Genomic DNA, 14,657 nt, shown 5'->3' with positions numbered 1-14,657 from the left:
TCGTCACCACGCACCCTCGGAGGGACTCCCATGCCTGAGGCCACCCCGTCGTCGACCCCCGCCGCGGCCGACAGCCACGACCTGATCCGGGTGCAGGGCGCCCGCGAGAACAACCTCAAGGACGTCGACGTCGAGCTGCCCAAGCGCCGGCTCACGGTGTTCACGGGGGTGTCGGGATCGGGCAAGAGCTCGCTGGTGTTCGCCACGATCGCCGCCGAGTCGCAGCGGATGATCAACGAGACCTACAGCACCTTCGTGCAGGGCTTCATGCCGACCATGGCGCGCCCCGACGTCGACGTGCTCGAGGGCCTGACCACCGCGATCATCGTCGACCAGGAGCGGATGGGCTCCAACCCGCGCTCCACGGTCGGCACCGTGACCGACGCCAACGCCATGCTGCGCATCCTGTTCTCCCGCCTGGGCGAGCCGCACATCGGCTCGCCCCAGGCGTACTCCTTCAACGTCGCCTCGATCAGCGGCGCCGGCGCGGTGACCATCGAGAAGGAGGGCCAGCAGCTCAAGGAGCGCCGCGAGTTCTCCATCACCGGCGGCATGTGCCCGCGCTGCGAGGCCGCGGCAGCGTGTCCGACTTCGACCTGACCGCGCTCTACGACGAGGAGCTGTCGCTCAACGAGGGCGCGCTGAAGATCCCGGGCTACTCGATGGACGGGTGGTACGGCCGGATCTTCCGCGGCGCCGGCTTCTTCGACCCGGACAAGCCGATCAAGAAGTTCACCAAGAAGCAGCTGCAGGACCTGCTCTACAAGGAGCCGACCAAGATCAAGGTCGAGGGCGTCAACGTCACCTACGAGGGCCTCATCCCGAAGATCCGCAAGTCGATGCTCGCCAAGGACCGCGAGGCGATGCAGCCGCACATCCGGGCCTTCGTCGACCGGGCGATCACCTTCCAGACCTGCCCCGAGTGCGACGGCACCCGGCTGACCGAGGCCGCCCGCTCCTCGAAGATCGCGGGCATCAGCATCGCCGACGCCTGCGCCATGCAGATCAGCGACCTCGCCGACTGGGTGCGCGACCTGGACGAGCCGTCGGTCGGGCCGCTGCTGAAGAACCTCGGCGACACGCTCGACTCCTTCGTCGGCATCGGTCTGGGCTATCTCAGCCTCGACCGCCCCTCCGGCACGCTGTCCGGCGGTGAGTCGCAGCGCACCAAGATGATCCGGCACCTGGGCTCCTCGCTCACCGACGTGACGTACGTCTTCGACGAGCCGACCATCGGGCTGCACCCGCACGACATCGAGCGGATGAACACCTTGCTGCTGCAGCTGCGCGACAAGGGCAACACGGTGCTCGTCGTCGAGCACAAGCCCGAGACCATCGCGATCGCCGACCACGTGGTCGACCTCGGCCCGCACGCCGGCACCTCCGGCGGCGAGGTGTGCTTCCAGGGCACCGTCGAGGGGCTGCGCGCCAGCGACACCCTCACCGGCCGCCACCTCGACGACCGCGCGAGCCTGAAGCCCGACACGCGAGAAGCGAGCGGCGCCATCGAGATTCGCGGCGCCGACGACCACAACCTGCACAGCGTCGACGTCGACGTGCCGCTGGGGGTGCTCACCGTCGTCACCGGGGTCGCCGGCTCCGGCAAGAGCTCGCTCATCCACGGCTCGCTCGGCCGGCGCGACGACGTCGTCTCGATCGACCAGGGCGCCATCAAGGGGTCGCGGCGCAGCAACCCGGCGACCTACACCGGCCTGCTCGACCCCGTCCGCAAGGCCTTCGCCAAGGCCAACGGCGTCAAGCCCGGCCTGTTCAGCGCCAACTCCGAGGGCGCGTGCCCGGTCTGCAACGGCGCCGGCGTGATCTACACCGAGCTGGGTTTCATGGAGACCGTCTCCAGCCCGTGCGAGGAGTGCGGCGGCAAACGGTTCAAGCCCGAGGTGCTGGACTACCGCCTCGGCGGCAAGGACATCGCCGAGGTGCTGGCGATGACCGTCGACGAGGCCGAGGCGTTCTTCGCCGACGGCGAGGCGCGCACGCCGGCCGCGCACAAGATCCTCGACCGGCTCGCCGACGTCGGCCTCGGCTACCTCACCCTGGGCCAGCCGCTCACCACCCTCTCCGGCGGCGAGCGGCAGCGGCTCAAGCTCGCCACGCACATGGGCGACAAGGGCGGGGTCTACATCCTCGACGAGCCCACGACCGGGCTGCACCTGGCCGACGTCGAGCAGCTGCTCGGGCTGCTCGACCGGCTCGTCGACTCCGGCAAGTCGGTCATCGTCATCGAGCACCACCAGGCCGTCATGGCCCACGCCGACTGGATCATCGACCTCGGGCCCGGCGCCGGGCACGACGGCGGGCGGGTCGTCTTCGAGGGCACGCCCGCCGACCTGGTCCAGGGCCGGGCGACGACGACGGGAGAGCATCTGGCGGCGTACGTCGGTGCCGGCTGAGCCGGCTTTCGCACCTGCCCCTCGGCGTGGTGCGCTGCGTGGGCCGGACCCGCGACCTACAGTGCTCGAGTGAGCACGCGCAGCCTGCACGGCGACGCCTCGGCCACCTTCGACGCGGCGGCCCGAGAGCTGTCCGCTGTGCGCCTGCGCCCCGAGGTCCGCCTCACCGAGGTGCCGGCCCCCGGCCGCATCGCCCCGCACTCCCTGGCCCTGACCGCCGAGGTCATCCCCGACCACCACGACGCCGACGACGCCGAGCTGGCGTCCGGCCGGTTCGTGCTGCTGCACGACCCCGCCGCGCCCGAGCCGTGGGACGGCACCTGGCGGATCGTGACGTTCGCCCGGGCCGAGCTCGAGCCCGAGACGGCCTCCGACCCGCTGCTGGGCGAGGTCGGCTGGAGCTGGCTCGTCGACTCCCTCACCGAGCACGGCGCCGCGTTCGCCGCCGAGGGCGGCACCGTCACCCGCGTGGTCTCCGAGAGCTTCGCCGCGCTGTCCGAGCGTCCGCCGTCGGTCGAGATCGAGGTGCGGGCCTCCTGGACCCCCGTCGGCGACGACTTCGGCGCCCACCTGCAGGCCTGGGGGCGCTGCTGTGCACGATCGCCGGCCTCCCCCGCTGCCCGAGGGCGTCGTGGCCCTGCCCGGGCAACGGCGATGAGTCGGCGCGCCACCTCCGCCGCCGGACCGCCCCGACCACGCGACGAGCCTGCCGAGACCACCGAGGCGCCGAGGGAGGCGCCGACCGAGGCAGCCGTCGAAGCACCGGCCGACACCACTGTCGAGGCACCGACCGACCCCACCGCCACGGAGCCCGACCTGCCGGCCGCTGGCTCGGAGGCGGAGACCGCTGGGGGCGAGAAGCCTGTGGCCGACGAGCCTGAGGCCGAGCCGTCCTACCCGGTGCTCGCGGAGCCGGCCGACGGCGTCCCCCCGTGGTCGAGTCCGAGCGTGACCTGCTGCGGGCCGCCGAGGCGATCGCGGCGGGCACCGGGCCGGTCGCGGTGGACGCCGAGCGGGCCAGTGGGTATCGCTACGGCAACCGCGCCTATCTCGTCCAGCTGCGCCGCGCCGGCGCCGGCACGTGGCTGATCGACCCGATCGCCGTGCCGGACCTGGCCCCGTTGCAGGAGGCGATCGGCGACACCGAGTGGATCCTGCACGCCGCCACCCAGGACCTGCCGTGCCTGGCCGAGGTCGGCATGCGCCCGGCCGCGCTGTTCGACACCGAGCTGGGCGGGCGCCTCGCCGGGCTCCCCCGCGTGGGGCTGTCGGCGGTCGTCGAGCACTACCTGGGGCTCTCGCTCGCCAAGGAGCACTCGGCGGTCGACTGGTCGACGCGGCCGCTGCCCGAGCCGTGGCTGCGCTACGCCGCGCTCGACGTCGAGGTGCTCGCCGAGGTGCGCGACCGGCTGGCCGCCGACCTCGCGCAGCAGGGCAAGGCCGAGCTGGCCGCCCAGGAGTTCGACGCGCTCACCCGGTTCACCGGGCCGCCGCAGCGCACCGACCCGTGGCGCCGCACGTCGGGCATGCACCGGCTGCGCGACCGGCGCGCGCTCGCGCGGGTGCGCGAGCTGTGGCAGACGCGCGACGACATCGCCCGCGAGCGTGACCTCGCGCCCGGGCGGGTGCTGCCCGACGCGCTGATCGTGCAGCTGGCCGCGAGCGACCCGCGCACGGGCGAGGACCTCACGGCGCTGTCGTCGTCGGGCGGGGTCAGCCAGCGCGGTCGACGCCGGCCGGCGCACCGGTCGCTGGCGAGGTATCAGCGGCAGTGGCTCGAGGCCGTACGCCGGGCCGACCAGCTCCCGCAGGCGCAGCTGCCGCCGTCGGCCCTGCGCAGCGACGCTCCCCCGCCGCCGCGCGCCTGGGCCGACCGCGAGCCGGTGGCCGCCGCCCGCCTGGCCGTGGTCCGTGAACGGCTCACCGAGGTGTCCGAGCAGCAACAGATACCGGTCGAGAACCTGCTCACCCCCGACAGCCTGCGGCGGGTGCTGTGGACGCCCCCGGACCCCGCCGACGAGGGGGATTCCGTGCCGCGCTGACCGAGCTGGGCGCCCGCCCGTGGCAGGTCGACCTCGTGGTGCCGGTGCTGCTCGACGCGGTGCGCGACCACCCCGACGAGGAGCCGGCGAGCTGAGCGGTCAGCCCGCCACCTGCACCGCGCCCACGTGCGCGACCAGCGTCTGCGCGGCCGACTCCAGCTCCTGCCGGTGCCGCTCGACGTCGGAGGCGGCGTCGACCAGGCGGAAGTCGGAGCCGTAGCTGCTCTGCGGCGGGAGCGAGATCTCGACGTTGGGGGCCACCACGTCGCCCTTGACGAACTCCAGCACCGACCGCAGCTGCGCACCACCGAGACCGCCGCCACCCGCCCCGTAGCTCACCAGCAGCATCGGCTTGCCGGCCCACTCGGGGAACAGGTAGTCGACGGCGTTCTTCACCGATGCGGGGTAGCCGCCGTTGTACTGCGGGGTCAGCCACACCACGGCATCGGCGTCGCGCACCAGGCCGCTCCAGGTGCGGGTGTGCTCGTGGGCGTAGTCGCCGCCGCTGGCCGCGGCCATCATCGGCTCGTCGAGCAGCGGCAGACCCAGCTCGGCCAGGTCCGCGACGGTCACCTCGGCCCCGGCAGCCTCGAGGATGGGCTTGATCTGGGCAGCCAGCTGGTCACCGACGCGCACCGGGCGGGCGCTTCCGACGACGAGCAGGACTCGGGCCTGGGGGTTCACGGGAGGTCTCCTGTTCTCACGAGGTTGGTCCACCTCGGCTCATCTACATAGGCGAACTATCCGAACGCCCGAAGGGATGGGGGCATTCCCGGCCGGCGTACTGACGAGTAACAAGGTCACGTAGAGTGCCGCTCGACACCCACTGGCCCACTCCTTGGGAGGCACCGTGCCCCGTTCGTTGTCCGAAGTCGTCTTCGTCGACGGGGTGCGCACCCCGTTCGGCAAGGCGGGCGAGAAGGGCATCTACGCCCAGACCCGCGCCGACGACCTGGTGATCAACTGCATCCGCGAGCTGCTGCGTCGCCAGCCGCAGCTCCCGGCCGAGAAGGTCGAGGAGGTCGCGATCGCCGCGACCACCCAGATCGGCGACCAGGGTCTGACGCTCGGCCGGGTGGCGGCGCTGCTGTCGGGCCTGCCCAAGACCACGCCGGGCTACTCCGTCGACCGGATGTGCGCGGGCGCGATGACGGCCGTGACCAACACCGCCTCGAGCATCGCGTTCGGCGCCTACGACGTCGCCATCGCCGGCGGCGTCGAGCACATGGGCCGGCACCCGATGGGCGAGGGCGTCGACCCCAACCCGCGGATCGTGGCCGAGAAGCTGGTCGACCCCTCGGCGCTGGTCATGGGGTCCACGGCGGAGAACCTGCACGACCGGTTCCCCGAGATCACCAAGCAGCGGGCCGACGAGTTCGCGGTGGGCAGCCAGCGCAAGCTGGCGAAGGCGTACGACGACGGCAAGATCCAGCCCGACCTGGTCACCGTCGCCACGCGCCACGACGAGCGCGGCTGGGGCCTGGCCACGGCCGACGAGCCGCCGCGCCCGGGTGCGACCGTCGAGGGTCTGGCCGACCTGAAGACGCCGTTCCGCCCGCACGGCAACGTCACCGCCGGCAACGCGGCGGGCCTCAACGACGGTGCCACCGCGTGCCTGCTCGCCTCCGAGCAGGCGGCCGAGGAGCTCGGGCTCCCGGTCGGGATGCGCCTGGTGTCGTACGCCTTCGTGGGCGTCGAGCCGGAGGTCATGGGCATCGGCCCGGTCCCCGCGACGGAGAAGGCGCTCGGCAAGGCCGGCCTCACGATCGAGGACATCGGCCTGTTCGAGCTCAACGAGGCCTTCGCCGTGCAGGTGCTGGCCTTCCTCGACCACTTCGACATCGCCGACGACGACGAGCGGGTCAACCCCTGGGGCGGCGCGATCGCCACCGGCCACCCGCTGGCCTCCTCCGGCGTGCGCCTCATGACCCAGCTGTCGCGGCAGTTCGCGGAGAACCCCGACGTGCGCTACGGCCTCACCGCCATGTGCATCGGCATCGGCATGGGCAGCGCGGTGATCTGGGAGAACCCGCACCACCCCGACTACGCCGGTTATTCCGGGACCCAGGGCGGCAAGGGCGAGAACCCTTCTGCCACAACGCCTTCCAGCGACAGCACCGACGACGAGAAGGGCGCCTCCTGATGACCACGACCACGCTCCCGGCGACCGACGAGGTCGTCACGCATGCGCGCGTGCAGGACGTCGCGCTGCCCGGCGGGGCCGGCACGTTCGCGCTGATCACGCTCGACAACGGCTTCGACCACACCAAGCCCAACAGCTTCGGGCCGCAGGGCCTGGCCGAGCTGGCCGGGGTGCTCGACGAGCTGCACCGCCGCGCCGAGGCCGGTGAGATCGTCGGCGTCGGCATCACCGGCAAGCCGTTCATCTTCGCCGTGGGCGCCGACCTCACCGGGGTGCCCGCCATCGCCACGCGCGAGCAGGCGCTGGAGATCGCCCGGCTCGGGCACGAGACCTTCCAGAAGATCTCCGACCTGCCGGTCCCGACCTTCGCGTTCGTCAACGGGGCGTCGATGGGTGGCGGCGTCGAGATCGCGCTCTACGCCGACCACCGCACGATCTCCTCGGGCGTGCCGGCCTACGCCACGCCCGAGTGCTTCCTCGGCCTGGTCCCGGGGTGGGGCGGCACCTATCTGCTCCCCCACCTGATCGGCGTCGAGAACGCGCTCACCCTGATCGTCGCGAACCCGCTGGCCAACAACAAGATGATCAACGGCAAGCAGGCCTTCGAGCTGGGGGTGGCCGACGAGCTCATCGAGCCGGTGACCTTCCTCGAGGACTCGATCGCGTTCGCCGGCAAGGTGATTCGCGGCGAGGAGTCTCCCGCGCGCACGGCCGTCGACACCTCCGCGCAGGCGTGGGACGGCGCCGTCGAGGCCGCTCGCCAGCAGGTGCTCGCCAAGACCGGCGGCTCCGCCCCGGCGCCGCTGCGCGCGCTCGACCTGGTGCAGGCGGCTCGCACCGCGAGCCGCGAGGAGGCGTTCGAGGCCGAGAACGAGGCCCTGGCCGACCTGCTCATGACCGACGAGCTGCGGTCGGGGCTGTATGCGTTCGACCTGGTGCAGAAGCGCGCCAAGCGTCCCGCCGGAGCCCCGGACAAGTCGCTCGCCCGTCCGGTCACCAAGGTCGGCATCGTCGGCGCCGGCCTGATGGCCAGCCAGATGGCGCTGCTGTTCGCCCGGCGCCTCGAGGTGCCCGTGGTGCTCACCGACCTGGACCAGGACCGCGTCGACAAGGGTGTGCAGTACGTCCACGACGAGGTCGACAAGCTGCTCGCCAAGGGGCGCGTCAACCCCGACAAGGCGAACCGGCTCAAGGGTCTGGTGACCGGGTCGGTCGACAAGGCCGCGTTCGGCGACGCCGACTTCGTCATCGAGGCCGTCTTCGAGAAGATGGGCGTCAAGCAGAAGGTGTTCTCCGAGGTCGAGCAGGTCGTCTCGCCCGAGTGCGTCCTGGCGACCAACACCTCCTCGCTGTCGATCACCGAGATGGCCGAGGACCTGCAGCACCCCGAGCGGGTCGTGGGCTTCCACTTCTTCAACCCGGTCGCCGTCATGCCGCTGCTGGAGATCATCCGCGGCGACGCGACCGACGACGCGACCCTGGCCACGGCGTTCGCCACCGGCAAGGGCCTGAAGAAGACCAGCATCCTGGTGAAGAACTCCCCCTCGTTCGTGGTCAACCGGCTGCTCGGCCGGTTCATGGGCGAGGCCGGCCGGATCGCCGACGAGGGCACGCCGTTCGAGGTCGTCGAGAAGGCGTTCGCCGGCGTGACCCCGATGCCGCCGTTCATGCTGATCAGCCTGGTCGGCCCGGCCATCGCGCTGCACAACAGCGAGACGCTGCACGGCGCCTTCCCCGACCGGTTCTACGTCTCCCCCAACCTCGCCAAGGTCGTGGAGGCGAAGATCCCGAGCTTCTACGGCAGCGACGGCGCCCTCGACCCGGCCGTGCTCGACCTGTTCGAGCCGGCCGCCGAGCCGGTGGAGCTCACCGAGGAGCAGGTGCGCACCCGGGCCCTTGAGGCCCTCGCCGACGAGACCCGCCGGATGCTCGACGAGGGCGTGGTCGCCGACCCGCGCGACATCGACCTGGCGATGATCACCGGCGCCGGCTTCCCGTTCTGGAACGGCGGGGTCACTCCGTTGCTGGACCGCACCGGCATCGCCGAGCGCGTCACCGGGCAGCGCTTCCTCGAGCGTGGCGCGGCCTCGGTGCCGCAGGCCTGAGGCGACAGGACCGCACCGTGGTCTGAGCCGGGCAGCACCTCCCGCGCAGGCGGCCGGGCGTCGATCGACGCCCGGCCGCCTCGTGCGTTCGGCACCGGCGGCACATCGTTCGTCTCTCGCCGCACGTCGTTTGTCTCCGCCGACACATGAGGTACGTTCGCTGTTCACCGCGTGCTGCACGACACACCGCCACAACCCTGTTCATATCTCATATGTGATCTACAGTGGAGCGCGTGACGAACGACCAACTCACTCGCGTGGGCAACCTCATCAGAGACGCCCGTCGCCAGCGCCAGCTGACGCAGACCGAGCTGGCGTCCGCCCTCGGCACCAGCCAGAGTGCCGTCGCCCGCATCGAACAAGGCAAGCAGAACCTCAGCCTGGAGACCCTGGCCCGCATCAGCGAGGCCCTCGACTCGGAGATCGTGACCACCGTGACATCGAACGCACCTGTGAACCTGCGCATCGAGGGCGGCCGCAAGCTGTCCGGCGAGATCGACGTCCGCACGTCGAAGAACGCCGCCGTGGCGTGTCTGTGCGCCGCCCTGCTGAACAAGGGCCGCACCACCCTGCGCGACCTCGCGCGCATCGAAGAGGTCAACCGGATCACCGAGGTGCTCAACTCCATCGGGGTCAAGACCCGCTGGCTGCCGGACAGCAGCGACCTGGAGATCACCCCGCCCGAGCGCATCGACCTGGACGCGATGGACGAGGGCGCCGCCCGGCGTACGCGCACGATCCTGATGTTCCTCGGCCCGCTGCTGCACGAGTTCGAGGAGTTCAAGCTCCCCAACGCCGGCGGCTGCGACCTCGGCTCGCGCACCGTCGAGCCGCACCTGCACGCGCTGCGCTCGTTCGGGCTCAACGTCGTCGCCTCGCACGGCTACTACCACGCGACCGTCGACGCCGACCGCCACCCGGACAAGCCGATCATCCTCACCGAGCGCGGCGACACGGTCACCGAGAACGCGCTGTTCGCCGCCGCGAAGTACCCCGGGACCACGGTGATCCGCAACGCCAGCCCCAACTACATGGTCCAGGACCTGTGCTTCTTCCTGCAGAAGCTCGGCGTGACCATCGAGGGCATCGGCACCACCACGCTCACCGTCACCGGTGTCGCCGAGATCGACCAGGACGTGGAGTACTACCCCTCCGAGGACCCGATCGAGGCCATGTCGCTGCTCGCGGCCGCCGTCGTCACCGAGTCGGAGATCACCATCCGCCGGGTGCCGATCGAGTTCATGGAGATCGAGCTGACGCTGCTCGCCGACATGGGCATGAAGTACGAGCTGTCGGAGGAGTACACCTCCAACAACGGCCACACCCGCCTGGTGAACCTGCGCACGATCCCCGGCCCGCTCAAGGCGCCGAAGGACAAGATCCACCCGATGCCCTTCCCGGGGCTCAACATCGACAACCTGCCGTTCTTCGCCGCGATCGCCGCGGTCGCCGAGGGGCAGACGACCCTGCACGACTGGGTCTACGAGAACCGGGCGATCTACCTCACCGAGCTCACCCCGCTCGGCGTCAAGGTGCAGCTGATGGACCCGCACCGGGTGCTCATCGAGGGCCCGACCCGCTGGCGCCCGGCCGAGGTCATGTGCCCGCCCGCGCTGCGCCCGGCCATGGTCGTGCTGCTCGCCATGCTCGCCGCGCCCGGCGAGTCGGTGCTGCGCAACATCTACGTCATCAGCCGCGGCTACGAGGAGCTGGACTCCCGGCTCAACGCGCTGGGTGCCAACATCCAGACGTTCCGCGACTGACCCGGCCTGCCGGGCGACATCGCAGGGCGACGGGGCGCACGCGTGGCGCGGACGGCATACCTCGAGCACGACGGTCCGATCGCGATGGCTCATCGCGGCTTCTCCACCGACGGGCTCGAGAACACCATGGCGGCGTTCGAGGCGGCCGTCGGTCTCGGCTTCGGCTACGTCGAGACCGACGTGCACGCCACGGCCGACCGGGTGCTGCTGGCCTTCCACGACGAGACCCTCGACCGGGTCACCGACGGCGCCGGCAGCATCTGGGACCAGCCGTGGCACCGGGTGCGTGAGGCGCGCATCGGCGGCACCGAGCAGATCCCGACGCTGGACGAGCTGTTCGAGACCTGGCCGCGGCTGCGGGTGAACATCGACATCAAGTCCGAGCCGGCGGTCCTGCCGCTGGTCGAGTGCGTCGAGCGGCACCGCGCCTGGGACCGGGTGTGCGTCACGTCGTTCTCCGACCGACGCCGGCGAGCAGCGCTGCGCCGACTGTCGAAGCCGGTGGCCACTTCGGGCGGCCAGTCGGTGACGACGGCGTTCGTGCTGGCCGCGAACAGCCGGGTCCCGGGAGCGGTCCGCGCCGCGCTGCGTGGGGTCGACTGCCTGCAGGTTCCGGTGTCGCAAGGGGATTCCCGTCGTGACACCGCGCACCATCGCGGCCGCGCACGCCGTCGGGGTGCAGGTGCACGTGTGGACCGTCAACGAGTCCGACGAGATGCGCCGACTGCTCGACCTGGGCGTCGACGGACTGATCACCGACCGCGCGGACCTGCTGCGCCAGGTGCTGACCGAGCGCGGCGAATGGGCCGAGCGCGGCTGGTGACCAACGCGTTCGGAGCGCGGCTGGTGACCAGCGTGTTCGAGCGCGACGAGCAGTCGCCTCAGGAGGTGACTGGGCAGCCCCTCGGGCGCGTGAGATCCGGTGCGCGCATCATTCACTCGCGTCGGTGGATCTGGATGGTCTTGCGGCCGTCGGGGCCGGTGGTGATGGTGGCTCGGGTGCCGGGTTTGTGGATGTCGCGGTGGTCTCGCCTGAACCGCCCCGGAGTTTCCGGAGGCTTCTGGTTGTGTCTCTACCCGGTCGGGACGAGACGGTTTCTTGCAGCGTAGTGCGCGGCCTCGACCTCGATCGGTGTGAGATCGTCGACCGATTCGTGGGTCCGCTCGTGGTTGAACCAGTGAACCCAGTGCAGGGTCTCGATCTCGACGTGCTCGACGTCGCGCCAGGGTCCTTCGGGCCGGACCAGTTCGGTCTTGTAAATCCCGATCTGGGACTCGGCTAGGGCGTTGTCGTAGGCGTCGCCCACCGAACCCACCGATGCGTCCACGTCGGCCTCGAGCAGGCGCGTGGTGAACGCGAACGAGGTGTACTGGCTGCCGGCGTCGTTGTGGTGCACCAGGCCGGTCAGGTCCTCGATCCCCTGCTGTCGGCGTGACCACGTCGCGTGCTCAAGAGTGTCGAGCACGAGTTCGGTGGTCATGCTGGTAGCCGCCCGCCAGCCCACGATCATCCGTGAGAAGACATCGAAGACGAACGCGACGTAGACCGTGCCCGACCAGGTCGCGACGTAGGTGAAGTCGGCGACCCAGAGCTGGTTCGGTGCGGTCGCGGTGAAGTCCCGGTCGACCAGGTCAGCGGCCCGGGCATCCCTCGGGTCGGGGATCGTGGTCCGCACTCGTTTGCCCCTCAGCGCGCCCTGCCAGCCGTTCGCTGTCATCAGCCGCTCCACGGTGCATCGGGCCACCTCGTGCCCTTGCCGGCGTAAGTAGAGCCACATCTTGCGCGCACCGAACCTCGCCACGAACCGCTGCTCGCGCGCTGCGCGGATCAGCTCACTGACGTCGGCATCGCGCAGGGCGCGCTTCGACGGCTTGCGGCTACGGGCCTCGTAGTAGGTAGACGGGGCGATCTTGGCGCCGTGCTCGCTGAGCACCCGGCAGATCGGCTCGACCCCGAATTCCTCGCGGTGTTCGTCGATGTAGTCGATCAGAACCTTGACTGGCGGTCGAGCTCCGCCGCGAAGAAAGCCGAGGAGGTCTTGAGGATCTCGTTCGCCCGCCGAAGCTCGGCGACCTCCTTCTTCAACTCCCGGATCTCGGCCAGCTCCTGGGTCGTCTTCCCTGGACGCGTGCCGCCGTCCACCTCGGCCTGCCTGATCCACTTGCGCAGCGTCTCGGGCGACCCGATGCCAAGCTTCCTGGCGATCGTTCGGATCGCCTCAAACTCGCTCGGGTACTCACCCTGCGCCATCGCCTGGGCTACCGCCCGGACAGCGCGCTCTCGCAACTCCCGGGGGTACTTGCTGGGACGTGCCATGACTTCATCCTCCAACTAATGAAGTCTCCAGACATCCCGGGGCGGTTCACGCCCGCACAACGGGACCGCGTGGTCCAGGTCGGTGGCCCCGCCTCGGGACCAGGGTTGCTCGTGGTGCAGCTCGGTCCAGGCGAACGGGCTGTCACACCCCTGCACCGCGCACTGGTCGTACTTCGTAGCCAGCGCGGTGCGTTGCGCCTCGCTGAAGAACCGTTTCGCCCGGCCCAGGTCCAACGGTTGCGACGCCCCGCCCAGCACCACCGGCACGATCCCGGCGTTGCACGCCAACCGGCGCGCGTCCCCCGCGGAGATGTCGTGCCCGGTGTCCAGATGCGCCGCGGCCAGATCCGCCACCAGCTGCTCCCGGGTCATCGTCACCACCACGGTCGCGGCGACCTTGCCGGGCAACCGATCGGTCGGCAGATGCTCCAACAGCTCCACCAACGCCAGGCCGTACCGGTGCGGCCAGTCCACCCCCACCCACGACCCCCGCCCAGCACGACCGTCCACGGCCGAGGCCGACGCGCCGGTGGCCGAGGCCGCGCCGGTGCCGGTGGTGTTGCCGCGGCGGGGTGCGGCCAGCTGTTGCACGGCCTTGCGCAGGATGTCCCCGGCCAGGCGGGGCAGCACGAACGACCCGGACACCGTGCCGTCCCTGTTGTCATGCATGCTCAACCGGCACCGGCCCAACGCCGAGGTTTCCTCCCCGCGCAGGACCTGGTCCTCGTGCTCATCGACCGCCTGCTGATCGGGCTCGACCACGGCCAGCGCCCGCCGAGCCGCACCCCGCAACCGGGCCGGGCTCATCCGGGCCGCCTCACCCACCAGTGACGCCTCGACCCGCGCCACCTGCTCCGCGGTCAAACCTTCGGGCAGCTGCTTGATCGCCCACGCGATCACTGCCGCGTGCTCCGGCGACACCGCCCCCTCGGCCAGCGCCTGCCCCGTCGCCGGCAGCACCGACTCCAACGTCTCAGCCAGGTCGGCCTCCCGGGTCGCCGCGCCGCCAGTGCTGTTGGTCTGCTGCGCCAGCCAGGCACCCGTGGTGGAGTACCCCGACCGGCGCGCGACCTGAGACCGGTTCGCGCACGCCACCAACCGCAACCGCAACGAGGCCACCCGCCGGGACAGACGCTCCACCTCCGAGACCGCCCGCCCGACCGCGTCCGCCTCGGCGACCACCGTCGCGTCCGGCTGATCACCCAGGGCGTCCAACGTCGCGTGCAGCTGCGCCAACGCCGCCGCCACCGTCAAACGCTCCGGGACAACACCCCCGGTCGCCGGTTCCACCGTGGTCGCGGTCATGGCCTTCACCCCCTGGTGAATCGCACTGATGCTCGATACCAGGAACACTAGACCCGGCCACCGACAAGCCCCCGAACCCGCGCCATACCGGGGAAATCTCGGTGAACCAGGGTCTCGATACGGCCTCGTCCCTCGGCCTACTCGACCAGCATGGGGACGGGCGTACTCGGGTTTCACCTTGATCTGCGCCCGCTGGCATGCTGGCCCGCATGAGCGTCGCCGCCGTCTTCCTGCTCGTCGCGTTCGGGGCCATGCTCGTCGTGTCCGTCCTCATGGGCCTCACCGCGCACCGAGGGCAGGTCTGCACCCCGGGAGACGGGTACGACGTCCCCGACCGGGTGCGTCAGGACCCCGAGCTGCGGGCCCGGGCCAACGACGAGGTGGGCAGGGCGGCGGTGCTCGCGGGTCTGCTGTCGCTCGCCCCGATGGTCTTCGCCGGATGGTTGCTGCTGCGGCCGGGGGATCACGAAGTCAGCACCGGGGTGCTCGCCGCGTGCGCCGCGTACGGGTTGTTCGTCGCGGTCGTCGGACGGCTGCCGTTCGAGCGGATGAAGCGTTGGTAGCCGGGGTC

General features: G+C 71.0%; 8 protein-coding genes, 4 pseudogenes and 1 other annotated feature. Of the genes and pseudogenes, 9 read left to right on the top strand and 3 right to left on the bottom strand.

Features of this window, described 5'->3' with window-relative positions; translation table 11 throughout:
- Positions 1-30: 30 nt before the first annotated feature.
- From QUE40_RS07200 to QUE40_RS07190, 3 pseudogenes are all read left to right on the top strand, one after another.
- Positions 31-2,411: pseudogene (locus tag QUE40_RS07200) on the top strand (ATP-binding cassette domain-containing protein).
- A 69-nt stretch (positions 2,412-2,480) separates the two neighbouring features.
- Positions 2,481-3,069 (top strand): annotated as a pseudogene (locus tag QUE40_RS07195) (DUF3000 domain-containing protein).
- Between the two features lie 274 nt (positions 3,070-3,343).
- Positions 3,344-4,548: pseudogene (locus QUE40_RS07190) on the top strand (HRDC domain-containing protein).
- A 4-nt stretch (positions 4,549-4,552) separates the two neighbouring features.
- Here QUE40_RS07190 and QUE40_RS07180 read toward each other — a convergent pair.
- Positions 4,553-5,137, bottom strand: a complete 585-nt coding sequence (locus tag QUE40_RS07180) for an NADPH-dependent FMN reductase (protein WP_289232727.1) — start codon at positions 5,135-5,137, stop codon at positions 4,553-4,555.
- Positions 5,138-5,303: 166 nt separating this feature from the next.
- On the opposite strand from QUE40_RS07180, the gene QUE40_RS07175 reads away from it, so the two are divergent.
- The 5 genes and pseudogenes from QUE40_RS07175 (at position 5,304) to QUE40_RS19025 (ending at position 11,287) form a co-directional block, all read left to right on the top strand.
- A complete protein-coding gene (locus tag QUE40_RS07175) occupies positions 5,304-6,596 on the top strand; it encodes a thiolase family protein (protein ID WP_289232726.1) in 1,293 nt (430 codons plus the stop codon).
- Complete coding sequence (locus QUE40_RS07170; RefSeq protein ID WP_289232725.1) at positions 6,596-8,701, top strand: 3-hydroxyacyl-CoA dehydrogenase NAD-binding domain-containing protein; 2,106 nt, start codon at positions 6,596-6,598, stop codon at positions 8,699-8,701. The genes QUE40_RS07175 and QUE40_RS07170 overlap by 1 nt, the downstream gene beginning before the upstream one ends.
- A 233-nt stretch (positions 8,702-8,934) precedes the next feature.
- A complete protein-coding gene (locus QUE40_RS07165; protein WP_142005065.1) occupies positions 8,935-10,464 on the top strand; it encodes a helix-turn-helix domain-containing protein in 1,530 nt (509 codons plus the stop codon).
- 84 nt (positions 10,465-10,548) lie between these two features.
- Positions 10,549-10,875: pseudogene (locus tag QUE40_RS19030) on the top strand (glycerophosphodiester phosphodiesterase); the annotation flags it as partial.
- Between the two features lie 226 nt (positions 10,876-11,101).
- Complete coding sequence (locus QUE40_RS19025; protein WP_350227093.1) at positions 11,102-11,287, top strand: glycerophosphodiester phosphodiesterase family protein; 186 nt, start codon at positions 11,102-11,104, stop codon at positions 11,285-11,287.
- A 250-nt stretch (positions 11,288-11,537) separates the two neighbouring features.
- Here the strand turns inward: QUE40_RS19025 and QUE40_RS07155 are convergent.
- Both QUE40_RS07155 and QUE40_RS07150 read right to left on the bottom strand, forming a co-directional pair.
- Positions 11,538-12,781 (bottom strand): IS3 family transposase gene (locus QUE40_RS07155; protein WP_289232390.1). Its coding sequence is split into 2 segments (ribosomal slippage): positions 11,538-12,493 and positions 12,493-12,781, totalling 1,245 coding nucleotides; the frame shifts between segments, so codons are not numbered across the junction.
- Positions 12,366-12,494, bottom strand: a sequence feature (AL1L pseudoknot). (Overlaps the previous gene by 129 nt.)
- A gap of 15 nt (positions 12,782-12,796) precedes the next feature.
- Positions 12,797-14,086: an HNH endonuclease signature motif containing protein gene (locus QUE40_RS07150; RefSeq protein ID WP_289232724.1), complete on the bottom strand. Its 1,290-nt coding sequence runs from the start codon at positions 14,084-14,086 to the stop codon at positions 12,797-12,799.
- A gap of 209 nt (positions 14,087-14,295) precedes the next feature.
- Here QUE40_RS07150 and QUE40_RS07145 point away from each other — a divergent pair, with 209 nt between their 5' ends.
- Positions 14,296-14,649: a hypothetical protein gene (locus QUE40_RS07145; protein WP_236022289.1), complete on the top strand. Its 354-nt coding sequence runs from the start codon at positions 14,296-14,298 to the stop codon at positions 14,647-14,649.
- Positions 14,650-14,657: the final 8 nt, after the last annotated feature.

Origin of the sequence: Barrientosiimonas endolithica (assembly GCF_030296655.1) — a bacterium.
Classification (GTDB): domain Bacteria; phylum Actinomycetota; class Actinomycetes; order Actinomycetales; family Dermatophilaceae; genus Barrientosiimonas; species Barrientosiimonas humi.
Note: the sequence above shows the minus strand (reverse complement) of the source record. Positions and strands in the feature narration are given on the sequence as shown.

Excerpts from the sequence above, each read along its gene's own strand:
- QUE40_RS07170 (WP_289232725.1), top strand. The coding sequence starts at position 6,596 with ATGACCACGACCACGCTCCCGGCGACCGACGAGGTCGTCACGCATGCG.
- QUE40_RS07150 (WP_289232724.1), bottom strand. The coding sequence starts at position 14,086 with ATGACCGCGACCACGGTGGAACCGGCGACCGGGGGTGTTGTCCCGGAG.
- QUE40_RS07145 (WP_236022289.1), top strand. The coding sequence starts at position 14,296 with ATGAGCGTCGCCGCCGTCTTCCTGCTCGTCGCGTTCGGGGCCATGCTC.